The sequence below is a fragment of the Streptomyces sp. NPDC093109 genome (assembly GCF_040701725.1).
Taxonomy (GTDB): Bacteria; Actinomycetota; Actinomycetes; order Streptomycetales; family Streptomycetaceae; genus Streptomyces.
The window spans coordinates 1-23,145 of sequence record NZ_JBFBEZ010000067.1; the positions used below are offsets into that span (position 1 = coordinate 1).

Genomic DNA, 23,145 nt, shown 5'->3' on the forward strand with positions numbered 1-23,145 from the left:
TCGTCATCGCCGCCGGCAACGAGGGCCCGGACGCGGAGACCGTCGGTTCACCCGGCAGCGCCGCCTCGGCCCTCACCGTGGGCGCGGTCGACCGCAAGGGCAAGATCGCGGACTTCTCCAGCGTGGGCCCGACGGCCGACGGCTCGCTCAAGCCCGACATCACCGCCCCCGGCGTGGACATCGTCGCCGCGAAGGCCGCCAAGGGCGTCATCGGTGACCCGGCCGCCACCGGCTACGTATCGATGTCCGGTACTTCGATGGCCACCCCGCACGTCGCCGGCGCCGCCGCCATCCTCGCTCAGCAGCATCCCGACTGGAGCGGTCAGCGCATCAAGCAGGCGCTCACTTCCGCCGCCAAGCCCACCGCCGGGCTGACCCCGTACCAGCAGGGCGCCGGTCAGGCCGATCTGACGAAGGCGATCACGCAGAGCGTCGTCAGCGAGCAGACCTCGCTCAGCTTCGGCACCCAACTGTGGCCGTACACCAGCGGCAAGCCCGTCACCAAGCAGATCACGTACCGCAACACCGGTACGGCCCCGGTCACCCTCGATCTGACGCTGGACACCGTCGGCCCGAACGGCAAGGCGGCCCCCGCCGGCTTCTACACCCTCGGCGCCCAGCAGGTCACCGTCCCCGCCGGCGGCACCACGAGCGTCGCTCTCACGTCGAACGCGACGGTGGGCACCGGGCACGGCGCCTTCGGCGGTGCGGTCGTCGCCAGGGCCACCGAGGGCGGCCAGAGTGTCCGTACGGCCTTCGGGACCGTCCGCGAGGTCGAGTCGTACGACCTCACCCTGAAGTTCATCGACACCAAGGGCAAGCCCTCCAAGTCGAACGCCTCGATCTACGGCCACGCCGGCACCTTCGCGCAGGACGCGGCGGCCACCAAGAGCGACGGCACCGTCAAGGTCCGGGTCCCGAAGGGCTCGCACCTGGTCAGCGCCGCGGTGCTGACCCCCAAGGGGAGCAGCGAACCGGACGCCGCCTGGATGGTCCAGCCGAAGCTGGACGTCACCAAGAACGCCACGGTCACCTTCGACGCCCGCAAGGCGAAGCCGGTCAGCATCACCGCGCCGGACTCCGCCAAGCTCGTCGACGCGTACGCGAGCTTCGGCCTCACCACGGCGGACGGCGGTCTCATCAGCAGCTGGACCCTGGAGTCGTTCAAGGGCTTCCGCATCGGCCAGGTCGGCCCGTCGGTGGCGGCGAAGACGTTCAACGCCCAGACCGGTGGTCTGTGGCAGAAGGGCACCACCAACTACAGCCTGCTCTACAACCGCACCGGCTCGTTCTACAACGGCTTCACCCACAAGACCGCCAAGAGCGAACTGGCCCAGGTGAACGTCAAGATCGGCTCAACGGGCAAGAACCGCAAGGGCTTTGTCTACCCGACCTGGTCGACGCCGGCCGGCTGGTTCACGCTCGGCCAGATGTCGGACCCGGTCGCCGTGCCCGCCACGGTCAAGAACTACGTCACCACGCCCAAGGGCTTCACGTGGACCTTCGGGGCCGGCCAGATGAACAGCAAGGGCAACGAACTCGCCTCCCAGGAAGCGGGCGCGTTCAAGACCTTCACGGCGAAGAAGACCTACACGGAGACGTTCAACGTCGGTGTGATCAGCCCGAAGGCGGGCAAGTCGAGCGTTCAGCGGTACGAGAACGAAATGTTCGCCTGCGTCCCCGAGTTCTCCGACGGCGCGGGCCACGACGGCTACTCGGCGGTGTCCAAGCAGCTGTCCCAGATCTTCGTCGACGGCAAGAAGGTCGTCGGCTCGAAGAGCTCGCTGTGCATCGGAACGGACGCGCTTCCGGCCAAGTCGGCCAAGATCAAGGTCAGTACGGACGCGACCCGTTCCGCCTCGGTCGCGGGCACGACCACCCGTCTGCTGGCGGACTGGACGTTCGCCTCGAAGCAGCCCGCGGCCGGCAAGGTGGTGGACCTGCCGGTCTCCACGGTCCGCTTCGCCCCGGCGCTCGACCTGAAGAGCACCGCGGCGGCCGGTAAGAAGCTCACGGTCCCGCTGACGATCCAGGGTCCGGCGGCGAAGAACTTCAAGTCGCTGGCCGTGCAGGTCTCCTACGACGGCGGCAAGAAGTGGTCCAAGGCCCCCGTCACCACGAAGAGCGGTAAGCGGAGCCTGTCCCTGAGCCACCCGAAGAAGGCCACGTCGGTCTCCCTCAAGGCGAAGCTCACGGACAAGAGCGGCAATGTCTACGACGTCACCATCGTGAAGGCGTACCTGCTCAAGTAACCACGGCGGTACGCACACATGCAGGCCGCGCCGGGAGGGCCACCCCCCTCTCCCGGCGCGGCCGTCGTTGTTGCCGTTGCTGTCGCTGTCGCCGTCTCGGCCACATCGTCGCCGGTCACGGCACTAGAAGTCGGTGAGATCCAGCACGAGACGGCCGCGCACTCCGCCCTCGGCCAGCCGCCGGTGTGCCTCGGCCGCCTGGCCGGCCGGCAGTACGTCGGCCACGCGCAGCGACAGTTCGCCCGCGCTCGCCCGGTCCCGCAACCGGAGCAGGCGGGCGTGGTCGGTGGCCGCCTCGGTGGACAGGACCCGGTGCATGCGGATGCCACGGCCGGCCGGGCCGTCCCAGCCCCGGCGGACGACGGCCAGCCCGCCGCCGTCCCGGATCGCGGGGAGCACCAGCGCGTGCTGTGCCGCCCCGTCCAGTACGGCGTCCACCCCGTCCGGGGCGAGCGCGCGGAACCGGTCGGCGACATCGTCGCCGCGCGGCACGACCTCGTCCGCGGCCAGGGAGGCCACCAGCTCCGTATCGGCGGCCGAGGCGTCGGCCAGGACGCGCAGCCCGTCGAGCTTGGCCAGCTGGACCGCGTACCCGCCGAAGGCCCCGGCGGCTCCGGTGACCGCCACGGTACGGCCGGGGCCTTCGGCGGGCACGGCCAGCAGGTCCAGCGCGATCCGGGCCGTGAGGGCGTTCATCAGCAGCGTGGAAGCGGCCGGGAAGCCCGCGCCGGACGGCATCGGCACCACGGACTCGGCGGGCACCACGACGAGTTCGGCGTAGGCGCCGCCGCGCGGGCCGTAGGCGCGCACGATCGCGATCACCGGGTCTCCCGGCCGCAGCGGGGTGTCGGTTTCCGGTCCGATCGCGTCGACGACACCGGCCGCGTCCATGCCCGGCACGTACGGACCGGGCCGGCCTTTGAACAGGGCGGACACGGTCCCGGCGCGCAACAGCGTGTCGGTGGGGTTGACCGCCGCCGCGTGCACGCGGATACGTATCTCACCTGGGCCCGGTTCCGGTTCGGGCAACTCGATCACCCGCAGGACCTCAGGTCCACCGAACTCGGTCAGGCCGATCGCCCGCATGACCACCATCTCCTTCTCGTACGTCCGTCATCCCGCATGTGCCGGGCCGGGCTGAGTCCTTCAGCCCTCGGTGGAGATGGCGCCGGCCGCCGGGTTCCCCACGGACCAGCGCGAGCTGATCCTGTTGCGGCGGACCAGCCACACGCGGTCGTGATCGCGCACCAGGTCGGTCCGGAACCAGTTGCCCAGCAGGAGGTGGTCCTGGAACAGGGCCGACGGCCCCTGCCCGTCGCGGTGGTGCTGCCCGATCACGTAGCAGGTCAGCTGGGCGGTGTCGCCGTCCACCCGTACCCGGATGTTGGAGAGCGAGTGGAAGGTGTCCATCCGCGTTCCCACCGTCGCCATCAGGGTTTTGACCACCTGCTCGCGGCCCTCGTAGGGCTCGAACGCGTGGATGCTGTGGTCGATACCGCTGAGGTCGAACACGGCGTCCTCGGTGAACGCGGAGCGCAGCAGGTCCTCGTTGCCGAAGTCGATTCCCTCGACCATGCGCGTGACCGCGTCCACGATGCCGTCGCGATCGGTGTACGCGGTCGTCTCGGTCAGATTCATCGCAGTCCCTCTCGACAGACCAGTCAACATGTCCAACGCCAACGCCAACGCCAACGTTGGTGTTGGCGTTGGTGGGGTGGACGCTAACACCCACTCCCGCCAACTACAACGTTGGCGTTGGTGATGGCGTTGACGTTGGTACGCTCGGTGCATGAAGCGAACCGTCGAGGAGACCCGCAACCGGCTTCGGACGGCCGCGTTCGCCGAGTTCGCCGAGCACGGATCCGACGGCACGACGGTGACCCGTATCGCCACCCGGGCCGGGGTCAACAAGGAACGGCTCTACGCCTATTTCGGCGACAAGGACACACTCTTCGACGAGGTGCTCACGGATGCGCTCGAAGAGCTCTCCCGGGTCGTCGCACCGGACGGCCTCAGGTTCGAGGACCTGGGCGAGTTCGCCGGCCGTACCTTCGACTACTACGGGCAGCACCCGGAAGTGGCCCGTCTGCTCCAGTGGGAAGGCCTGCGGGGCGCGCCGCCGGTGAATGCCACGGCGCGTGTGGGGCATTACGGCCGCAAGGTCACGGCGGCGGCGCAGGCGCAGCGGGACGGCCTCATCGACAGCCGGATCGACGCCGGCCACCTCATGTTCCTGATCATCGGGCTCGCGGCGTGGTGGTTCAGCGTCCCGCAGCTCGCCGCCATGCTGACCGGGGCCGAGGCCGACGCCCCGGGGGAGCGGGCGAAGCGGCGCGCGTTCGTGGTGGAGGCCGCTCAGCGACTGGCGGGCACCGCGACGGGCGTGACGGGCGTGACGGGCGCGACGGATGCGACGGGCGCGACGGCGCCGAAGCGCTGAACGCGCGTGCCACGCCCCGGTGTTGCCCCGCGCGTCATCGCCGGTCGGTGAGGATCTCGTGGATCACGTGGCGCGCGATGGCGGCCATCACCGGGTTCGTCACCCGGTAGTACGAGAGCTCCGAGAGCGCGATAGACAGGGCCCAGCCCCGCCCCCGCGCCCAGGTCGCGTCGTCGGCGTCCACCGCCGCGCGGAAGACGTCCCTGGCGTCGGCGGTCAGCAGGCTCCACGCGGGGATCAGGTCGACGGCGGGTTCGCCGGTGCCCATGCAGCCGAAGTCGATGACCGCCGTGAGACGGCCGCCGGTCAGCAGTACGTTCCCGGGCGACAGATCCGCGTGTACCCACACGGGCGGGCCCTGCCATGTGGGCGCGCTCAGGGCCTCCTCCCATGCGGCGGTCGCGGCTCCGGTGTCGATGACGCCGCTGAGCAGCCCCACCGCGTCCCGCGTCGCGGTGTCGCGCGTCTTCAGGGGGCCGTGCCGGTACGCGGTCGGCGCGCCCGTGGGGTCGACGCGCCGCAACGCGGTGACGAACGCCGCGAGTTCCTCCGCGAGGCGTGTCGTGCCGGGCACCGCCCCGACGACGGGGTTCTCGCCGTCGAGCCACGGGTGCACGGACCAGACCCACGGATATCCCTCCGCCGGTTCGCCCCGCCCCAGCGGTACGGGGACGCTCACCGGCAGCAACGGCGCCAGCCGGGGCAGCCACCGGCCCTCCCGCCCGACGTCCCGCGCGCCGGCCTCGACGCGTGGCAGCCGTACGGTCATGTCCGTGCCGAGCCGGTAGACGGCGTTGACGGTCCCGGCGGACTCCACCGCCGTGACAGGCAGCCCCGCCCACCGCGGAAACTGCCCCGCCACCAGCCGCCGGACGAGGGCCACATCCGTCTCGACCTCGTCGGCGTGCATCTTCCCCGCCACGCTGCTCCCCGTTCGCTGTCGGCTCCATCGCCGCCGATCACGTAATCCGGCCGATACAACCTGCTGCGGCGCGACACCGTCAACGGGATTACGCGGGCCGCCCATAAGAGGAGGCAAGGCGGCTGCGCCGTACGCCTACGCGTCGAATCGCGGCTGTGCGGTGAACTCCGCCCAGAGATCGACGGCTTCCTCCAGACTCAGCGCGGCGACCTTCTCGCGGGGGACTCCGGCCGTATGGACGAGCCGGTTGGCGAGCCAGTCGGGGACGGGCTCTCTCACCGCTTCCCTGGCCACGGTGCGGGATCCGGCCAGTCGCCCCAGGCGTTCGACCACTTCCGCGAGTCGGCTGTACTCGGGGCGGTGCCCGCCCGCTTCCCGGAGCCGGGCGGTGGCCTCGGCGTAGACCTCCGCGTCAGCCCGTGCGCCCACGGCCCGGACCTCGCAGATCTCCACCGACTTCTCATCGACGTACCGGTAGACCACACGCCAGGTGTTCCGGCCGACGATGAGCTTGCTAACGGGTCAGCTCGCCGCCGAGCGGATATCCGGCGGTGGGTTGCGGGTCCAGCCCCCTGGATCAGTGCTCCGAGGGCTCCGAGGGCTCCGACGCCGGGGCGATGCCCGTCGGGCAGGAACGGCCCCAGTTGGTCTCCGAGGGGCTGCTCAGGGTGACACCCGTGCCGCCGATGCCGCAGTAGCCATCCGGGTTCTTGTCCAGGTACTGCTGGTGGTACGCCTCCGCCGGGTAGAAGACGCGGCCCTCCGCCGGAAGGATCTCGGTGGTGATCGTCTTGTGGCCGGCGGTGGTGAGGACTTCCTGGTAGGCGTCGCGGGAGGCGGTCGCGGCCTCCGCGTGGGCCTCGGTGTGGGGGTAGATCGCGGAGCGGTACTGGGTGCCGACGTCGTTGCCCTGGCGGAAGCCCTGGGTGGGGTTGTGGGACTCCCAGAAGACCTTCAGGAGCTGGGCGTACGAGACGACGGACGGGTCGTAGACCACGCGGACCGCTTCCGTGTGGCCGGTCAGGCCCGAGCAGACCTCGTCGTACGTCGGGTTCGGCGTAAGGCCGCCCTGGTAGCCGACGAGGGTGGTCCACACGCCCCGCGTCTGCCAGAACTTCCGCTCGGCCCCCCAGAAGCAGCCCAGGCCGAAGTCGGCGACCTCCAGGCCCTCCGGGTACGGGCCCGCCAGCGGGTTGCCCAGGACCGTGTGGCGCGCGGGGACCTCGAACTCGGGCTCGGGGCGGCCCCGGAGCGCCTGCTCGGGGGTGGGGAGTTCGGGGGTGCGGCGCGTCAGGAACATGGGGTGGTCTCCTCCGGGTGCTGCGGGCGGGTGCTGCGGGGCGGGTGCGGCGTGCGGCGCTGGTGCGGGGCCGCTGAACTGGCTGGTCCGTGCCTCACTCACGGAAACGTGCGGGGCGCTCCGCGCATTCCGCCGGAACGCGCGGCCCCTCCCTCGCCCCCTCAGCGCGGCAGCGTCGCCGGGCTTCCCCCGTTCGACTCGTACCCCGCCACCGCCAGCGCCCGGTACACCGCGTACCCCGCCGCCGGGTCGCCGTCCAGCGTCCACGGCAGCGCGCCGACGTGGCCGTCGACCCGTACCAGCTGGTTCATCGCGTCCGACCAGCGCTCGCACCGCACGAGGAACCGGATCAGCAGATGCCGTACGTGCGAGAGCATCGGATCGTCGGGGCGCGCCGAGTGGACCGCGTAGAGCGCGCCGTCCACCGCCTTCGTCACCACCGCGCTCTGGTAGAAACCGCGCACGAGGTTGACCTCCGGCAGATGCTCGTGCACCGCGAAGAGCGGCAGCGCGGCCAGCAGCGAGCCCTGGGGGGCGCGGGCGGCGGCCGACGTCGCGAACTCGTCCGCCTCCTTGCGCGAGCCGTGCCACTTCTCGCACCAGTAGTGCAGCGCGGCCAGATGCGCGCCCATATGGGCCGGCGCGCGGTCGATGATCTTCGCCCAGAGCCGGTCGAACTCCTCGTGGGAGTAGCCCAGTCCACGCGCCACGGCCAGCTCCGTGATGTACGGCACCGGGTCGCCCGGCGCGAACAGCCCCGCCTGCGCGCAGACCGTACGCGCCTCCTCCAGGATGATCCGGAAGTCGTCCGTCCCGGCGGCCGACGAGCGCCACGCCTGCTGCACCAGGAACTCCGCGTGCACCGCCGCGCCGCCCGCGTCCTTCGGCGCGTCCGCCCGCCACGCCCGCAGCCACGCCGCGCCCACGCCAGGACGCTGCTGGAGCTCCAGCGAGGCGGCCCCGGCGAACGCCTGCACGCGCTGCCAGCGCACCTCGCCCTCCTTGGGCGTTCCGGCGAGCAGCTGCGCGGCGGCCCGCCAGTCCTGGGTGCGCTGGACCACGTCGAGCACGTCGAGGAGATCCTGGTCGGGCCCAGGCAGCCGGATGTCCAGCTCCTCCTGCCGGACGAAGCCATAGGCGGCCGGATCGGCGGCATCGGGTGATCCGGGCGCCACCTGCCGGATACCGCCGGCGCGACGCCGGACGAACGGGACGACGACGGCGGTCATCAGACCCACCGCGATCAGGAACCAGAGAATCTCCATGCCCCCATTGTCCCGGACCGGCGCGCGGACCTGCCCCGGCCTGTGGACAACTCCGCCGACTCCTCGTACTTCCCGGCGCGGCTGTGGACAACTCAAAGGGCACGGGCCGCGCCCTTCCCCCGCTACGCTCGATACCCATGAGCCACCAGCACTCCAGCGATCAGCGCGAGCACGAGCGTCACCACTTCGAAACGCTCGCCATCCACGCGGGCAACACCCCGGATTCCCTCACCGGCGCGGTCGTTCCCCCGATCTACCAGGTCTCCACCTACAAGCAGGACGGCGTCGGCGGCCTGCGCGGCGGTTACGAGTACAGCCGCAGTGCCAACCCCACCCGTACCGCGCTGGAGGAGAACCTCGCGGCCCTGGAAGGCGGCCGGCGCGGCCTCGCCTTCGCCTCCGGGCTCGCGGCCGAGGACTGCCTGCTGCGTACGCTGCTGGCCCCCGGCGACCATGTCGTGATCCCGAACGACGCCTACGGCGGCACGTTCCGGCTCTTCGCCAAGGTCGTCTCCCGCTGGGGCGTCGACTTCTCGGTGGCCGACACCTCGGACCCGGCGGCGGTACGGGCCGCGCTCACGCCCCGTACGAAGGTCATCTGGGTCGAGACGCCCTCCAACCCGCTCCTCGGCATCACCGACATCGCGGCCCTCGCCGGGATCGCGCGGACGGCCGGGGTGCGGCTCGTCGTCGACAACACCTTCGCCAGCCCCTATCTCCAGCAGCCGCTGGCGCTGGGCGCGGACGTCGTCGTGCACTCCACGACCAAGTACATGGGCGGGCACTCGGACGTCGTCGGCGGCGCGCTGATCACCGACGACGCCGGACTCGCCGAGGAACTCACGTACCACCAGAACGCGATGGGCGCGATCGCCGGTCCGTTCGACGCGTGGCTGGTGCTGCGCGGCATCAAGACGCTGGCCGTACGGATGGACCGGCACTGCGAGAACGCCACGCGCGTCGCCGAGATGCTCACCCGCCACCCGCGTGTCTCCCAGGTCCTCTACCCGGGCCTGCCCGAGCACCCGGGCCACGAGGTCGCGGCGAAGCAGATGAAGGCGTTCGGCGGGATGATCTCGTTCCGGGTCACGGACGGCGAGGAGGCGGCGGTCGCGCTCTGCGACCGTACGGAGATCTTCACGCTGGGCGAGTCGCTCGGCGGTGTCGAGTCCCTCATCGAGCACCCCGGCCGGATGACGCACGCCTCGGCGGCCGGCTCGCCGCTGGAGGTGCCCGCCGATCTCGTACGGCTGTCGGTCGGTATCGAGTCCGCCGACGACCTGCTGGCCGACCTGAAGCAGGCGCTGGGCTGATCTCCGCGAGACAGGGCGTGCGGGCGGTGGCCGGCCGGGGCGTTCCCGGTCGGCCACCGGCTGTCCTGGCTCAGCAGCCGCCGCAGTCCTCCAGCGGCGGTGTCGTCTCGGCCGGCGGCGCGTACCACGGGTGCACCGTCCACGCCCAGACGGTGAAGACCAGCGCGGCGGCCACCAGCACGGCCCAGAGCAGCAGCCGGACCGTCCTGCGCAGCCGCAGCAGCCGGGCGCCGCGCGCGGTCGCCCGGGCGAGGAGGTCCACCGGCACCACGGGAGGCGCGGCGTCGAGCAGCCGCCGCACCTCCGCCTCCTTACGGCTCCCGCCACCGCCACCGCCGCTACCGCCTGGCATGGGGCACCCGTCCGCGTCGCATCGCCGCCATCCCGCGCGCGCAGATCGCCCGGACCCGGTCCTCGGGCAGACCGAGCAGCGACGCCGTCTGCCGGTCGGTGAGTCCCTCGTACAGCCGCAGGACCAGGACGAGCCGTTCCTGCGGGCCCAGCGCGCCCAGGACTCCGGCCGTCGGCCGGGGCGGGCCCAGTCGTTCCCAGTGGACGCGCCACGCGCTCCGGACGAAGCACAGGGCCAGCGCCTGGCGGGCCCGGTCGTACGGGTCCTCGTCCCGGAGCAGATCCCACTCCGCGTAGGTACGGGCCAGCGCGGCGATCAGCAGGCGCTGGGCGCGCGGGGCGGCGGTGGACGGTTCGCCCGTCAGCAGTACGGCGGCATGCAGCAGCCGGCCGGCCGCGCCCGCCGCGAATGCCTCGAACTCCCGGGCGCGACGGCGATCCCGGTCAGCCCGCCGCTCTCGCACGAGCTCATCGTGCGGCCCGCCGGGGGGCCGTGGTCAAGAGGGCGTACCGGCGCCGCTCCGCTCCGCGGGCTCCGTACCCGGGCCCGGCTCCGCGGCGGTGCGGGCCGCGCGGGCGGCGAGCGCGCCGTTGAACCGGGTCAGCAGCGTCGTGAAGGAGTGCCGCTCCTCGTCCGTCCAGTCGTCCGTGACCTGCGACATCAGCTCCCGGCGCGACGAGCGGACCTCTTCGAGCCGGGCCAGCCCGCGCGCCGACAGCTGGAGCACCACCGCGCGGCCGTCCTCCGGGTGCGAGGCGCGCTTGACCAGGCCGGTGTCGACCAGCGGCGCGACCTGCCGGGTCACGGTCGAGGAGTCGATCCCCATCCCGGCGGCCAGGGCCTTCACCCCCATAGGACCTTCCAGATCAAGCCGGTTGAGCAGCAGATACGCGGCACGGTCCATCGAGTTGCGCACCTGGCCGACGCCGCCGAGCCGGGTCTGTTCGGCCCGCCGCGCGAAGACGGCCACCTGGTGCTGGAGGGCGTCGAGGAGGACGGCGTCGTCGGAGCGTTCGACGGGGCTCTCCGGGGCGGCCGACGCAGCGGAAGTCATGTCCTGCACAGGGGGCATGGCTGTGGCTCTCTGGTGCGGGGGTCGGTTGGTTGGGGGAAAGAGTACGCGGCCGGAACCTGGACCGTACCTGCCCTGAACAAACCGGTGGCGAGATCGCCGACTGACCGGCTATGACCACCGGTGATCAGCCGCGACCGCTTTCCGGCCGGTGAGCTGCGAGACTGGCTGACATGAGCATCGGTACGTCCCGCACGACCCCCGGCAGCAGCGACGCCGACAGCGCCAACGGCGCCACGGGGCCCGCCCGTCCCCTGAACCTCGACGACATCCGGGGCGCGCAGAAAATGCTCTCCGGAGTGGCTCGGGCCACCGCGATGGAGGGCAGCCGCTATCTGACGCGGCTCGTCGGCGCCCCCGTCCTCCTCAAATGCGAGAACCTCCAGCGGACCGGCTCCTTCAAACTGCGTGGCGCGTACGTACGGATCGCCGGCCTGTCGCCCGAGGAGCGCGCGGCGGGCGTCGTCGCGGCCAGCGCGGGCAACCACGCGCAGGGCGTCGCGCTCGCCTCCACGCTGCTCGGCGTGCGCTCCACCGTCTTCATGCCGGTCGGCGCCCCGCTGCCCAAGGTCGCCGCCACCCGCGACTACGGCGCGGAGGTACGGATGCACGGTCAGGTCGTCGACGAGACGCTCGCCGCCGCACAGGAGTACGCGCGCGAGACGGGCGCGGTCTTCATCCACCCCTTCGACCACCCCGACGTCATCGCCGGTCAGGGCACGGTCGGCCTGGAGATCCTGGAGCAGTGCCCGGAGGTGCGGACCGTCGTCGTCGGCATCGGCGGCGGCGGGCTCGCCGCGGGCATCGCCCTGGCGGTGAAGTCGCTGCGCCCGGACGTCGAGGTGATCGGGGTGCAGGCGGCTGCCGCTGCCGCGTATCCGCCCTCGCTGCGGGCGGGCCACCCGGTCTCGGTGCCGGCCGGGCAGACGATGGCCGACGGCATCAAGGTCGGCCGCCCCGGCGACCTGCCGTTCCGGCTGATCGAGGAGCTGGTGGACGACGTGCGCACGGTCACCGAGGACGAGCTGTCCAGCGCGCTGCTGCTCTGCCTGGAGCGGGCGAAGATGGTCGTCGAACCGGCCGGCGCCAGCCCGGTGGCCGCGCTGCTGAGCGATCCCGGCGCCTTCCGGGGGCCGGTCGTCGCCGTCCTGTCGGGCGGCAACGTCGACCCCGTACTGATGCAGCGCATCCTGCGGCACGGCATGGCGGCGGCCGGGCGCTATCTGAGCCTGCGGCTGAGGGTCACCGACCGGCCCGGCGCGCTCGCGACGATGCTCGGGGTGCTGTCCGTGGCCGACGCGAACGTGCTGGACGTCAGCCATGTACGGACCGATCCGCGGCTCGGGCTGACGGAGGCCGATGTGGAAGTGCACCTGGAGACGAAGGGGACCGAGCACTGCGCGGAGGTCGCGGCGGCGCTGCGGGCGGCCGGGTACACGATCCTCGGCTGAGCGGCGCCACCCGGAGCCGCACTCACCGGAAAGCCCCGCCCGACGCGGCGAAGGGCCGGGACACCTGTCGTGGCGTCCCGGCCCTTCGTGCGTAGCCCTCGTACGGGTGGGGCGGGCCCTCAGGCCCGGTAGGGCTTGGCGTCGAGGATCTTCACCTTGGCGCTCCTGCCGTTCGGCAGCTCGTACTGCGCGGTGTCGCCGGCCTTCTTGCCGTTCACGCTGCTGCCCAGCGGGGACTGCGGCGAGTAGGTCTCGATGTCCGAGCTGGCGTATTCGCGGGACGCGAGCAGGAACTCCAGGGAGTCGTCCGGGTCGCCGTCGAACGCGATCGTCACCACCATGCCGGGCTCGACGATGCCGTCGTCCGCCGGTGCCTCGCCGACCTTGGCGTTCTGGAGCAGCTGCGTGAGCTGGCGTACCCGCAGCTCCTGCTTGCCCTGCTCCTCCTTGGCCGCGTGGTACCCGCCGTTCTCCTTCAGGTCACCCTCATCACGGGCCGCGGAGATCTTGATGGCGATCTCCGTGCGGGCGGGACCAGACAGGTACTCCAGCTCGGCCTTGAGCTGGTCGTACGCCTCCTGGGTGAGCCAGGTGACGTTATCGCTGGTCTGGGTCACAGGTGCTCCTCGTAGGTACTCGGAATACAAAGCAACGCCCTACCCAGAAGGATGTTCCCTCTCGGGTGGGCGAAACCATGAGCGTAACAATTTAGTGGCGCGAGGGGGAGGACAATTGCCGTCAGAATTCCATCAACGCAGGTCAGCCCAGGTCAGCGCCGGGTATCCGGGCCGCTCCGGGCCGCGTCGGCCGATCGGCCTGCCGGGTCAGCCGGCCGTGCAGCCGACCAGCTCGGTGGCCGTCGCGCTCTCCGTCGTACGGATGGTGACGACCGTGTCGATCCGGGTCTCGCCCGCGCCGAAGCGGACGTCCTTGCGGCCGACCTCGGCGCCGTTCTCCGCGATCGATCGCAGCGTGCAGCTGCCGGTGGCGTCGCGGTCCTTGCGCACTTCGAGATGGGCCTCGACCGCCGTCGCCGAAATCCGCTTGAACTTGATCAGCTCGCCGGAGACACTGCGGTCGACCACGTAGTGATAGCCGTACCAGCCGAGCAGGACGAGCAGAGCGGCCCCGAGCGCGCCGCCCACGATCCGCAGCCGCCGGTCAGCGCGCTGGTCCGCCGAGCGGCCGTAGCGGCCCTGGGGGAGGTCCTCGCGTACCGCCGTCATGATCGTTCCCTTCGGAGTCGGGCGACCCGGAATTTCCGCCCTCCGATATCCGTCACTATAGAAGCCGACCGATGCGACACATCACTGAGGATCGAGTCTTGACTGACCAGCTGCGACTGATGGCCGTTCACGCCCACCCCGACGACGAGTCGAGCAAGGGCGCGGCCACCATGGCCAAGTACGTGTCCGAGGGGGTGGACGTGCTGGTCGTGACCTGCACAGGAGGCGAGCGCGGCTCCATCCTCAACCCCAAACTCCAGGGTGACGCCTTTATCGAGGCGAACATCCACGAAGTCCGCAAGAAGGAGATGGACGAGGCGCGCGAGATCCTCGGCATCCGGCAGGAGTGGCTGGGGTACGTCGACTCCGGGCTGCCCGAGGGCGACCCGCTGCCGCCGCTGCCCGAGGGCTGCTTCGGCCTCGCGGACGTCGACGAGGCGGCCGGCCGCCTGGTGCGGTCGATCCGCTCGTTCCGGCCGCAGGTCATCACCACGTACGACGAGAACGGCGGATATCCGCACCCCGACCACATCATGACCCACAAGATCTCCATGGTGGCGTTCGAGGGCGCGACGGACGCCGAGAAGTACCCGGAGGACGCGTTCGGCCCCGTCTGGCAGCCGCTGAAGCTCTACTACAACCAGGGCTTCAACCGGCCGCGTACGGTCGCGCTGCACGAGGCGCTGCTCTCGCGCGGCATGGAGTCGCCGTACGGGGAGTGGCTCAAGCGCTGGGACGAGTTCGGGCGCGACGAGCGGACGCTGACCACGTACGTTCCGTGCGGCGACTTCTTCGAGATCCGGGACAAGGCGCTGATCGCGCACGCCACCCAGATCGACCCCGACGGCGGCTGGTTCCGTATTCCGCTGGACCTCCAGCGGGAGATCTGGCCGACGGAGGAGTACGAGCTGGTGAAGGCGCTCGTCGCCACATCCCTCCCCGAGAGCGACCTCTTCGCGGGCGTCCGCGACAATGCCTGATATGTATGCGACTCAGGCTGCGACCCAAGCGGTGACGCACGTGATCCCCCTCGCCCAGGAGCTCGACCAGAACAAGGTGACGCCCGGGGTGCTCGGGTTCATCGTGTTCGCGCTGATGGCGGGCGGGGTGTGGATGCTCATGAAGTCGATGAGCCGCCACATGGAGAAGGTGAACTTCGAGGAGGCGCCCCGGACGCCGGAGCCCGCGGCGGCTCCGAAGCCGGCGGCGGGCACCTCGGAGCCACTGCGCGGCGAGTAGCCCGTAACCCGTACGCCCGTACGGTTCGCACGTACCCCCGGTCACCGTGCGGTGACCGGGGTGACGCGTACATCACGTACGTAGTACGTACGGCGACATCAGGCGGGCGTGACGTCCACGTCCGTAGTTACGTCCACCTGTACGCCCATCACCTCGCGCGCGTGCCGGCCCGGGACCATGCCCAGGTCCCACGCCTGCCAGCCGTCCTCCAGCCGGACCCCGCGGCCCAGGATCACCGCGAAGGTCGCCGCCGACTCCGCGAGCTTGCTCTCGCGCGCCGGATGGCCGGCGGCGGACAGCTCCGCCAGCTCCTGCTCGGCGACCACCGAGCCGACCTCGACCCCGCCCGCCGACGCGTACGGCAGCAGCGTGCAGCGCAGGAAGCGCGCCCAGTCGCCGCCGCGCCGGTCACCGTACGAGGCGAAGAGCGTGATCGCGTCGTCGCACAGTTGCAGCGCCTGGGTGGGCCGGTTGTTGCCCGCGTCGACGATCGCCAGCTCCAGGCAGGTCCACCCCTCGCCGTGCGCCACCCCGATCCGGTGGAAGTCGGCGCGCGAGTCCACCAGCAACTGGCGGGCGAAGCCCGAGTTGCGCAGATTGCCGGTCTGCGCGGCCCGCTGGTCGCGGGTGACCCGGCCCGAATGGTGACGGGCGCACGCCAGACCGTACACATCGCGCATCCGCGAGAACTTCGTACGCGCCTGCCCCAGCTCGCGAACCGCCTCGTCCCGGTCGCCGTCCTCCTCCAGCGCCTGCCCCAGGTAGTACAGCGTCCACGCCTCGCCGCGCGCGTCCTCGCTCTCCCGGTGCCGGGCCAGCGCCTCGCGCAGCTGGTCGACGGCCTGCCCGGCCTCGCCCTCCACCAGCCGCGCGCGGGCCAGCTGGGTCATCGCCCACGCCTCGCCGCGGCCGTCGTGCGTCCGGTCGTACAGCTCCAGCGCCGCGCGCAGCTCGCCCTCGGCGCGCGCCACATCGCCCGTCCGCAGGAACAGCTGCCCGAGCTGGTAGTGCGCCCACGCCTCGCCGTGCACCGACTCGCTCTCGCGGTGCAGCGCCAGCGCCGACGTCAGCAGCGCGAACGCCTCCGCGAGGCCGCCGCGGTCGCGCTCGACCGCCGCCAGCGCGTGCATCGTCCAGCCGCGGTCCCCGGCGAGCGACGGCTCGGCCTGGAGCGCCAGCGACTCCCGCAGCTTCGCCGACGCCTCGATGAGATTGCCCTGGTGGTGCAGGGTGATGCCCAGCGAGCAGAGCGCCCGGGCCGCGCCCGCGTCGTGCTGCGCCTCCCGGTAGAGGCCCACCACCGAGGTGAGCGTGGAGCGCGCCTTGTCCAGCTCGCCGAGCTGCCGGGCCGCGATCCCCGTACGCCACTGGACCGAGCGCACCAGCAGCCCCTGGTCGACGGCCTGCGTCAGCTCGCTGATCTCGCCCAGCCGGTACAGGTCGCCGCGCAGCAGGCAGTAGTCGCAGAGCGCGCCGAGCAGACCGAGGACGGCCTGCTGGTCGACGCCCTCGGCGTGGCGCAGCGTCGCCGTGATGAAGCTCGACTCGTCGTCCAGCCAGCGCAGCGCCGCGTCCAGCGAGGAGAAACCGTGCGAGCCCGCCGCGCTCTTGAAGAGATCCGCGCGGGTCGACGTCTTGCCGTCGACCAGCCGGATCACCGAGTCGGCCAGCTCGCCGTAGTTGCGGATGAGCCGCTCCTGCGCGGCCGTGCGCTCCTCCGCGGGCTCCTCCTCGCGCAGCCGCGCGTGCACGAAGGTACGTACGACATCGTGCAGCCGGTAGCGGCTGCCGCGTACGTGGTCGATCAGCCCGGCCCGGGACAGCGAGGCCAGCAGCCGCGCCGCCTCCTGCTCGTCGGTCGCCAGCAGCGCCGCCGCCGCGGCCGTGCCCAGCGAGGCGCGCCCGGCCAGCGCGAGCCGTCGCAGCAGCCTGCGCGCCTGGTCGTTCTGGTCGGTGTAGCGCAGCCACAGGGCCCGCTCCAGGGGGCCCACGGGACCGCCGTACGCGGCGAGATCCGTGGCCAGTTCGAGCGGGGTGCGCTCGCCGAGCGAGGAGCCCGCGATGCGCAGCGCGAGCGGCAGCCCGCCGCACAGGTCGCGCACGAGGTCGCCGGACTGGAAGTCGTACGGGCCCGCCGAGCCGTCCGCCGACTCGTCCGACGCGATCCGCAGCAGCTCCTCGGCGCCCGCGCCGTCCAGCGCCGCCACCTCCAACTGGTGCACCCACGCGGGCACTTCGGCCGGCAGATCCAGCCGGGTGCGCGCCGTCACCAGCACCAGGCTGTCGGAGCGCTCGGGCACCAGCGTCCGCACCTGCGCGGGATCGGAGGCGTCGTCCAGGACGACCGTGACGGGCAGTCCCTTCAGATGCTGGTGGTACAGCTCGCTCAGCCGCCGCACCTGCTGCTCCGGCGAGGAGCCCTCACGGAACAGCAACTGCTCGCGGGGCGCGCCCAGCCGGTTCATCAGATGCAGCAGCGCGTCCCGCGTCGACAGCGGCGCCTCCAGGCTTCCGCCGCCGCGCAGATCGACCACGCACGCCCCGCGGAACTGGTCCTTGAGCTGGTGCGCCGCCCGTACGGCCAGCTCGGTGCGGCCGGAACCGGGGTCCCCGTACAGCACGACCACGGTCGGCTTCGTCTCGGTCGACGCGCGGGCCGCCTGCACCCACTGGTTGATCTGCGCGAGTTCGGCGCGGCGCCCGGCGAACGGCCCGTCGGGCTCCGGCAGATGGGCGAAGGACTGCTCCAGCACGGTACGGCGGCGGGCCGCGGCGCTGCGGTCGCCGCCGCGCAACTGCGGTACGACGGTGGACTTCTTGGCGGTCGTGCGCTTCGTCGCCGACGTCAGCACCCGCTGCTGGTCGAGGAACGGGCGGATGCCCCGTACCTCCAGCGCCGTCAGCCACTGGAGCCTCAACTGCTCGGTGCCGCCCGGCTGTCCGGCGGCGGCGGCGCGGCGGTGCGCGGCCGGCCAGTGCGACGCGGTCACCTTCGCGACGGTCGTCGCGGCCCCGGCCACGGCGACGACGGCCCCGGCCCCGAACGCGATCCCGGCCGCCGTACCCAGCGCCACATCCGCCCCGACGGCGGCCATGGCGGCGACGGACGTCACCAGCGCGGGCGTCCCGATCGACTGCTTGCTGAACCGCTGCGCCAGCGAGGGCTGTCCGGCCGCGTCCGTGTCGAGCGCCCGCACATACGCGGCGTACTCCTCGGCGGCTCCGGCGGCCATGGCATCGAGCGACCCGCGCCCGCGCGCCAGCAACGCGCCCCCCTCGCTCCGCCCGCCGGAACGCCGGACTTCCTCCTCCACGGCACGCACCAACAGCCTCTCGGCCTCGGCGCGGTGGCTTTCCCGCATGTGCGTCCCCTCCGCGAGCATGAGTGAGAGCACATTGTCCCGGCTGGGAGGCGCGAGCGCGAGTGCGGAACGCAGCGTTCCGCCGCAGGCGGAGCCCGAGTTACGTCATGCCGGCCAGGCCGAGACCACCTCGCGCGGCCCCCAGACCAGGTCCACCGAGCCTCCCGAGACCGACGAGCCCGATCCACCGATGTCCTTCGTGCCGCTGAGGGTGGCGGCGACGAGGCCGGTGGTGCCCGGGGTGACACCGGGGACCGATGCCGCGCCCCGTACCAGTGAGGCCAGGTCGTGGGAGTCGAAGGGAGTGGCCAGCCATTTGACGGAGCCGACATAGAACAGGGCCTGCGCCACCGGCGCGCGGTCGGCGCCGATCAGGTCGATCTCCGGGCTGAACTGCCGGTTCCACCAGCCGCCCACCGACTGCGCCCCGGGCCAGGGGAAGCCGTCCGCCACGGTCGCGAGCGCGAGCGACTCACGGATCAGTGGCTCGACGGCGCGACCGCGCCATGCCGTCCAGCGCCGTCCGACCAGTTGGAACGCCGCGTCCGGGCGACCGCGCCGGGTCAGTTCCTGTGCCGAGCGCAGAGCCCCGAGGTACAGCCGCAGATTGCTGTCGGCGACGTGGTGGAGCGCGGGCTTTCCCGGCTTGGTGGACAGCGGGTGGTCCGTGGCGAGCACCCTCTTCTCCTCCGCGAGCCGTCGCAGTATCGGGGAGAGCACCCCCGAGGGCAGGACCCCGTCCCGGCTGCCGGCCGTCGCGGCGATGTTGGCGTGCGTACGGTCCCCGCTGCCGATGGCCTCCAGGACCCGGCGTGACTGGTCGGGCGTCGGGAACTCGGCCATGAGGGTCGACTCGGGGACGCCGAACAGCGCGGACGCGGGGTCGGCGCACTCCGCTTCGATGAAGTCCAGCGCGGGGGTGCCGTGCGGCCAGGCGCGGAGGATGCCGGGCAGGCCGCCGGAGACCAGATGCGCGTCGATGGCGTCGGCGGCGTCGAGGCCGAGGGCGCTTCCGGTCTCGGCCGGGTTCAGCGGTCCGAGGACCAGACTGTCGGCCCGGCCGTAGAAGGGGCGGTCGTACGCGGTGAGCCGTTCCATCATGTGCAGATCGCTGCCGAGCAGCAGAAACAGCACCGGCCGCTGGGACAGCAGCCGGTCCCACGCGGTCTGGAGCGCACCGTCGAACACTGGGTCCTGCTCGGCCAGCCAGGGCAGTTCGTCCAGTACGACGACGCAGGGAGCGTCCGGGAGAACGCCGGCCAGCAGGCGGAAGGCGTCCGGCCAGTTCTGCGGAGGACCGGCGATCAGGAGCGTCTCGTCGTGCGGCAGCCGTGACTCGCGCAGTTCGGTGTGGAACCCGGCGAGGGCTTCCAGCGGTGAGGCGCCCTTGGTGGCGGTGAAGAAGAGGTAGGGGACCGCCGCCCGGTCGCAGAACTCCTGGACGAGCCGCGACTTCCCGACCTGACGGCGGCCCCGGATGGTGACGGCGGTACCGGCGCCGGTCGTGGCGACGCGGTCGAGGCGCTTGCGCAGCAGATTCAGTTCGATACTGCGGCCGACGAAGGGGGTGACGGTCACGACGGTGCTCCTGTTTGAGTAGATTGAATCTACGTAGATTGAATCTACCAAAGGGCTCGGTCCCCTGCGTCCCTGCGCTACCCTTCGGGGACTTTGTAAAGTGCAGGTCAAGTGCCGGGTTCGGCGGGTCCGCCGGGTCCGGCACCGGGTCGTATCCCGTGGGGGGAACATGTTCGCGCTGTCCGTCATCTGTCTCATAGCAGCCGTCGCGCTGTACGTCGTGGGCCGGTTCAACTCCCAGGCCAAGTGGCGGATCGGGAGTGCGTTCGCCCTGCTGGGGGCGGTCCTGGCGGCCGTGGTGAGCTGCGTGCACGTGGTGAGCGCGTATCAGGTGGGAGTGCCGGTGGCCTTCGGCAAGGTGGGGGAGCCCTGGACGTCGGGGATCCATCTGAAGTCGCCGTTCACCACGGTGACGACGTTCTCGACCCGCCCGGTCGATCTGAACCTCTCCGACAAGAACGTCGTCGAGGTGCGCTCCTCGCAGGGCGGGGTGATGTACGCGGAGGCCACCGTGAAGTGGGCGGTGACGCCGGAGAAGGCCGTGGAGCTGTACCGGCTGGCCGGGACGGAGGAGGCGATCCAGGAGCGGCTGGTGTTCCCGGACAGCCGGGAGATCGTCCGTAACGTCTTCGCCCGGCACACCAGCGAGGAGGGCTACACCTCCGCGCGCGAGAAGATCAACGCCGAGATCGACGAGCTGATCAAGAAGCGCCTCGCACCGCGCGGCATAGCCGTGACGGCCGTGAACCTGCGCAACGTCAAGCCCTCCAAGCAGCTCCAGGACCAGATCGACAAGAAGATCCAGCAGCAGCAGGCCACCGAGCGGGCGACCGAGGCGGCCCGTACGGCCACGGCCGAGGCCGAGCGCCGGCGGATCGAGGCCGAGGGCATCGCGAAGGCGAACAAGATCCTGGAGCAGTCGCTCAGCGACAAGGTGCTGCTGAACCAGTGCATCGAGGCATACCGCGAGGCCGCGAAGGCGAACCCGGTCTACGCGGTCCCGTGCGGCGCGGGCAGCAGCACACCGGTGATCGTCGGCGGCAAGAACTGAGCGGGGGCTGAGCGGGGGCTGAGCGGGAGCTGACGCGCCCGACGCGGTCGGCGTACGCGGCGGGCCGCTCACCCGGCTGGGGCAGGATGGGGGGTATGGCGAACCGACTGGCCCATGAGACCTCCCCCTACCTGCTCCAGCACGCCGACAACCCCGTCGACTGGTGGCCCTGGTCGCCCGAGGCGTTCGCCGAGGCGCGGCGGCGGGATGTGCCGGTGTTGCTGAGCGTGGGGTATTCGAGCTGTCACTGGTGCCATGTGATGGCCCACGAGAGCTTCGAGGACGTCACGACCGCGAAGTACATGAACGCGCACTTCGTCAGCGTCAAGGTCGACCGCGAGGAGCGGCCCGATGTCGACGCCGTGTACATGGAGGCCGTGCAGGCGGCGACCGGGCAGGGCGGTTGGCCCATGACGGTGTTTCTGACGCCGGACGCGGAGCCCTTCTACTTCGGTACGTACTTCCCGCCCGCGCCCCGGGCCGGCACCGCGTCGTTCCCGCAGGTGCTTGAGGGCGTCAGCGCCGCGTGGACCGACCGGCGGGAGGAGGTCGCCGAGGTGGGCGCGCGGATCGTGCGGGAGCTGGCCGGGCGGTCGCTCGCGCACGGCGGGGACGGGATGCCGGGCGAGGAGGAGGCGACGCAGGCACTGCTGGGGCTGACGCGGGAGTACGACGCGCTGCACGGCGGGTTCGGCGGGGCGCCCAAGTTCCCGCCGTCGATGGTCGTCGAGTTCCTGCTGCGCCACCACGCCCGTACCGGTTCCGAGGGCGCGCTCCAGATGGCCACGCACACGTGCGAGGCGATGGCGCGCGGCGGGATCTACGACCAGCTGGGCGGCGGCTTCGCGCGCTACGCGGTGGACCGCGAGTGGGTTGTGCCCCATTTTGAGAAGATGCTTTACGATAATGCCCTTCTGTGCCGGGTGTACGCGCACCTCTGGCGGGCCACCGGATCGGATCTCGCCCGCCGGGTCGCCATCGAGACCGCCGACTTCCTCGTACGGGAACTCCGCACGCCCGAGGGCGGGTTCGCCTCCGCGCTCGACGCCGACAGCGACGACAACACCGGCAGCGGGAAGCACGCGGAGGGCGCGTACTACGTCTGGACTCCGGAGCAGCTGCGCGCGGTGCTGGGGGAGGCGGACGCCGAGTTCGCCGAGCGGTACTACGGGGTGACTGTGGACGGTACGTTCGAGGCGGGCGCCTCCGTGCTGCAACTCCCCGTCGGTGAGGGCCTGGTGGACGCGGAGCGCGTCGAGTCCGTACGGACGCGGCTGCTCGCCGCGCGCGAGGAGCGGGCGCGGCCCGGCCGTGACGACAAGATCGTGGCCGCCTGGAACGGGCTCGCCATCGCCGCGCTGGCCGAGACCGGCGCGTACTTCGACCGGCCCGATCTGATCGAGCGTGCCACCGAGGCCGCCGATCTGCTCGTACGGGTACATCTGGACGACGCGGCCCGGCTGGCCCGTACGTCGAAGGACGGCCGGGTGGGCGCCAACGCCGGGGTGCTGGAGGACTACGGCGATGTCGCCGAGGGGTTCCTCGCGCTCGCGAGCGTCACCGGCGAGGGCGTGTGGCTGGAATTCGCCGGATTCTTGCTGGACATTGTGCTCGACAAGTTCGTGGCGGAGAGTGGCGGCACGCTGTTCGATACGGCTGACGACGCCGAACAGTTGATCCGGCGCCCGCAGGACCCGATGGACAACGCGACCCCCTCCGGCTGGACGGCCGCCGCCGGCGCGCTCCTCTCGTACGCCGCGCACACCGGCTCCGCGGCCCACCGCGACGCGGCCGAGGGCGCCCTCGGGGTGGTGAAGGCGCTCGGGCCGCGCGCGCCGCGCTTCATCGGCTGGGGGCTCGCGGTCGCCGAGGCGCGGCTCGACGGGCCGCGCGAGATCGCCGTCGTGGGACCGGCGGGGGACGGTACGACAGCCGCGCTGCACCGTGCGGCGCTGCTCGGCACCCGTCCCGGCGCCGTGGTCGCCGTCGGGGAGCCGGACCGTGTGGTGGGTGGTGCGGCGGGTGACGCGGCGGGCGGTACCGCGGGCGGTTCCGAGTTTCCGCTGCTGGCGGGCCGGCCGCTCGTCTCCGGCGAGGCCGCCGCGTACGTCTGCCGACGTTTCGTCTGCTCGGCACCCACCACCGAAGTAAGCGAACTTAAAGCCGAATTGGGTGTGTTCGAGTAGGGGCGGGTGATAGGTGGCCGGTTTCTGATGGGTCGTGAATCGGACTGAAACGCGTTATTCACCCGATCGGCCCTTCTCCCGTCACAGGTCCCCCTTATGGTCTTCAACGACCGCACACAGCAGCGCGCCAGGGGGG

At 71.7% G+C, this 23,145-nt stretch carries 21 protein-coding genes; 8 read left to right on the plus strand and 13 right to left on the minus strand.

Annotated features, from left to right (window positions below):
* Positions 1-2,252: S8 family serine peptidase (locus tag AB0389_RS35885; protein WP_366399767.1), on the plus strand; the 2,252-nt coding region annotated here is incomplete at its 5' end.
* Positions 2,253-2,375: 123 nt separating this feature from the next.
* On the opposite strand, the gene AB0389_RS35890 is transcribed toward AB0389_RS35885, so the two are convergent.
* Both AB0389_RS35890 and AB0389_RS35895 read right to left on the minus strand, forming a co-directional pair.
* Positions 2,376-3,338 (minus strand): NADP-dependent oxidoreductase, encoded by a 963-nt coding sequence (locus AB0389_RS35890; protein ID WP_366399768.1) that lies wholly within the window; start codon positions 3,336-3,338, stop codon positions 2,376-2,378.
* 60 nt (positions 3,339-3,398) lie between these two features.
* Positions 3,399-3,890 carry a nuclear transport factor 2 family protein gene (locus tag AB0389_RS35895; protein WP_366399769.1) on the minus strand — a complete coding sequence of 164 codons (492 nt, stop codon included), beginning with the start codon at positions 3,888-3,890 and terminating at the stop codon, positions 3,399-3,401.
* 151 nt (positions 3,891-4,041) lie between these two features.
* Between AB0389_RS35895 and AB0389_RS35900 the strand changes: the two genes are divergently transcribed.
* Entirely contained in the window at positions 4,042-4,692 is a 651-nt protein-coding gene (locus AB0389_RS35900; protein WP_366399770.1) for a TetR family transcriptional regulator, read from the plus strand.
* A 34-nt stretch (positions 4,693-4,726) separates the two neighbouring features.
* Here AB0389_RS35900 and AB0389_RS35905 read toward each other — a convergent pair whose 3' ends face one another.
* The 4 genes from AB0389_RS35905 to AB0389_RS35920 all read right to left on the minus strand — a co-directional run bounded on the left by AB0389_RS35905 (position 4,727) and on the right by AB0389_RS35920 (position 8,179).
* Entirely contained in the window at positions 4,727-5,602 is an 876-nt protein-coding gene (locus AB0389_RS35905; RefSeq protein ID WP_366399790.1) for an aminoglycoside phosphotransferase family protein, read from the minus strand.
* Positions 5,603-5,749: 147 nt separating this feature from the next.
* The gene (locus AB0389_RS35910; RefSeq protein WP_366399771.1) at positions 5,750-6,097 is read right to left on the minus strand and encodes a hypothetical protein; all 348 of its coding nucleotides are present in this window, start codon (positions 6,095-6,097) and stop codon (positions 5,750-5,752) included.
* A 94-nt stretch (positions 6,098-6,191) separates the two neighbouring features.
* Positions 6,192-6,914, minus strand: a complete 723-nt coding sequence (gene msrA, locus AB0389_RS35915) for a peptide-methionine (S)-S-oxide reductase MsrA (protein ID WP_366399772.1) — start codon at positions 6,912-6,914, stop codon at positions 6,192-6,194.
* Between the two features lie 161 nt (positions 6,915-7,075).
* Complete coding sequence (locus AB0389_RS35920; RefSeq protein WP_366399773.1) at positions 7,076-8,179, minus strand: hypothetical protein; 1,104 nt, start codon at positions 8,177-8,179, stop codon at positions 7,076-7,078.
* A gap of 137 nt (positions 8,180-8,316) precedes the next feature.
* On the opposite strand from AB0389_RS35920, the gene AB0389_RS35925 reads away from it, so the two are divergent.
* Positions 8,317-9,492 carry a cystathionine gamma-synthase gene (locus AB0389_RS35925; RefSeq protein WP_366399774.1) on the plus strand — a complete coding sequence of 392 codons (1,176 nt, stop codon included), beginning with the start codon at positions 8,317-8,319 and terminating at the stop codon, positions 9,490-9,492.
* Positions 9,493-9,562: 70 nt separating this feature from the next.
* Here AB0389_RS35925 and AB0389_RS35930 read toward each other — a convergent pair whose 3' ends face one another.
* The 3 genes from AB0389_RS35930 to AB0389_RS35940 are packed head-to-tail and all read right to left on the minus strand — an operon-like array spanning position 9,563 to position 10,898.
* Complete coding sequence (locus tag AB0389_RS35930) at positions 9,563-9,844, minus strand: hypothetical protein (protein WP_366399775.1); 282 nt, start codon at positions 9,842-9,844, stop codon at positions 9,563-9,565.
* Positions 9,831-10,307, minus strand: a complete 477-nt coding sequence (locus AB0389_RS35935; RefSeq protein ID WP_366399776.1) for a sigma factor-like helix-turn-helix DNA-binding protein — start codon at positions 10,305-10,307, stop codon at positions 9,831-9,833. Before AB0389_RS35935 ends, AB0389_RS35930 begins: the two co-directional genes overlap by 14 nt.
* Positions 10,308-10,340: 33 nt before the next feature.
* Complete coding sequence (locus AB0389_RS35940; RefSeq protein WP_366399777.1) at positions 10,341-10,898, minus strand: MarR family transcriptional regulator; 558 nt, start codon at positions 10,896-10,898, stop codon at positions 10,341-10,343.
* A 305-nt stretch (positions 10,899-11,203) separates the two neighbouring features.
* On the opposite strand from AB0389_RS35940, the gene ilvA reads away from it, so the two are divergent.
* A complete protein-coding gene (gene ilvA, locus AB0389_RS35945; RefSeq protein WP_366399791.1) occupies positions 11,204-12,367 on the plus strand; it encodes a threonine ammonia-lyase in 1,164 nt (387 codons plus the stop codon).
* Between the two features lie 119 nt (positions 12,368-12,486).
* Here ilvA and greA read toward each other — a convergent pair whose 3' ends face one another.
* Entirely contained in the window at positions 12,487-12,984 is a 498-nt protein-coding gene (gene greA / locus AB0389_RS35950; protein WP_366399778.1) for a transcription elongation factor GreA, read from the minus strand.
* A gap of 207 nt (positions 12,985-13,191) precedes the next feature.
* A complete protein-coding gene (locus AB0389_RS35955) occupies positions 13,192-13,593 on the minus strand; it encodes a DUF4307 domain-containing protein (protein ID WP_366399779.1) in 402 nt (133 codons plus the stop codon).
* A gap of 98 nt (positions 13,594-13,691) precedes the next feature.
* On the opposite strand from AB0389_RS35955, the gene mca reads away from it, so the two are divergent.
* Together mca and AB0389_RS35965 are read left to right on the plus strand one after the other, a co-directional pair.
* Positions 13,692-14,573, plus strand: coding sequence for a mycothiol conjugate amidase Mca (gene mca / locus AB0389_RS35960; protein WP_366399780.1), 882 nt, complete (start codon positions 13,692-13,694; stop codon positions 14,571-14,573).
* On the plus strand, positions 14,566-14,832 hold the full coding sequence (locus tag AB0389_RS35965; RefSeq protein ID WP_366399781.1) for a hypothetical protein: 267 nt from the start codon (positions 14,566-14,568) through the stop codon (positions 14,830-14,832). The genes mca and AB0389_RS35965 overlap by 8 nt, the downstream gene beginning before the upstream one ends.
* 98 nt (positions 14,833-14,930) lie before the next feature.
* On the opposite strand, the gene AB0389_RS35970 is transcribed toward AB0389_RS35965, so the two are convergent.
* Both AB0389_RS35970 and AB0389_RS35975 read right to left on the minus strand, forming a co-directional pair.
* Entirely contained in the window at positions 14,931-18,194 is a 3,264-nt protein-coding gene (locus tag AB0389_RS35970; protein WP_366399782.1) for a tetratricopeptide repeat protein, read from the minus strand.
* A gap of 105 nt (positions 18,195-18,299) precedes the next feature.
* Positions 18,300-19,772: an ATP-binding protein gene (locus AB0389_RS35975; protein WP_366399783.1), complete on the minus strand. Its 1,473-nt coding sequence runs from the start codon at positions 19,770-19,772 to the stop codon at positions 18,300-18,302.
* Positions 19,773-19,941: 169 nt separating this feature from the next.
* Here AB0389_RS35975 and AB0389_RS35980 point away from each other — a divergent pair, with 169 nt between their 5' ends.
* On the plus strand, positions 19,942-20,823 hold the full coding sequence (locus AB0389_RS35980; RefSeq protein WP_366399784.1) for an SPFH domain-containing protein: 882 nt from the start codon (positions 19,942-19,944) through the stop codon (positions 20,821-20,823).
* Between the two features lie 95 nt (positions 20,824-20,918).
* A complete protein-coding gene (locus AB0389_RS35985; protein ID WP_366399785.1) occupies positions 20,919-23,009 on the plus strand; it encodes a thioredoxin domain-containing protein in 2,091 nt (696 codons plus the stop codon).
* Positions 23,010-23,145 lie beyond the last annotated feature (136 nt).

Excerpts from the sequence above, each read along its gene's own strand:
- AB0389_RS35890 (WP_366399768.1), bottom strand. The coding sequence starts at position 3,338 with ATGCGGGCGATCGGCCTGACCGAGTTCGGTGGACCTGAGGTCCTGCGG.
- AB0389_RS35895 (WP_366399769.1), bottom strand. The coding sequence starts at position 3,890 with ATGAATCTGACCGAGACGACCGCGTACACCGATCGCGACGGCATCGTG.
- AB0389_RS35900 (WP_366399770.1), top strand. The coding sequence starts at position 4,042 with ATGAAGCGAACCGTCGAGGAGACCCGCAACCGGCTTCGGACGGCCGCG.
- AB0389_RS35905 (WP_366399790.1), bottom strand. The coding sequence starts at position 5,602 with ATGCACGCCGACGAGGTCGAGACGGATGTGGCCCTCGTCCGGCGGCTG.
- msrA (WP_366399772.1), bottom strand. The coding sequence starts at position 6,914 with ATGTTCCTGACGCGCCGCACCCCCGAACTCCCCACCCCCGAGCAGGCG.
- AB0389_RS35920 (WP_366399773.1), bottom strand. The coding sequence starts at position 8,179 with ATGGAGATTCTCTGGTTCCTGATCGCGGTGGGTCTGATGACCGCCGTC.
- AB0389_RS35925 (WP_366399774.1), top strand. The coding sequence starts at position 8,317 with ATGAGCCACCAGCACTCCAGCGATCAGCGCGAGCACGAGCGTCACCAC.
- AB0389_RS35930 (WP_366399775.1), bottom strand. The coding sequence starts at position 9,844 with ATGCCAGGCGGTAGCGGCGGTGGCGGTGGCGGGAGCCGTAAGGAGGCG.
- AB0389_RS35940 (WP_366399777.1), bottom strand. The coding sequence starts at position 10,898 with ATGACTTCCGCTGCGTCGGCCGCCCCGGAGAGCCCCGTCGAACGCTCC.
- ilvA (WP_366399791.1), top strand. The coding sequence starts at position 11,204 with ATGCTCTCCGGAGTGGCTCGGGCCACCGCGATGGAGGGCAGCCGCTAT.
- AB0389_RS35955 (WP_366399779.1), bottom strand. The coding sequence starts at position 13,593 with ATGACGGCGGTACGCGAGGACCTCCCCCAGGGCCGCTACGGCCGCTCG.
- AB0389_RS35965 (WP_366399781.1), top strand. The coding sequence starts at position 14,566 with ATGCCTGATATGTATGCGACTCAGGCTGCGACCCAAGCGGTGACGCAC.
- AB0389_RS35970 (WP_366399782.1), bottom strand. The coding sequence starts at position 18,194 with ATGCGGGAAAGCCACCGCGCCGAGGCCGAGAGGCTGTTGGTGCGTGCC.
- AB0389_RS35980 (WP_366399784.1), top strand. The coding sequence starts at position 19,942 with ATGTTCGCGCTGTCCGTCATCTGTCTCATAGCAGCCGTCGCGCTGTAC.
- AB0389_RS35985 (WP_366399785.1), top strand. The coding sequence starts at position 20,919 with ATGGCGAACCGACTGGCCCATGAGACCTCCCCCTACCTGCTCCAGCAC.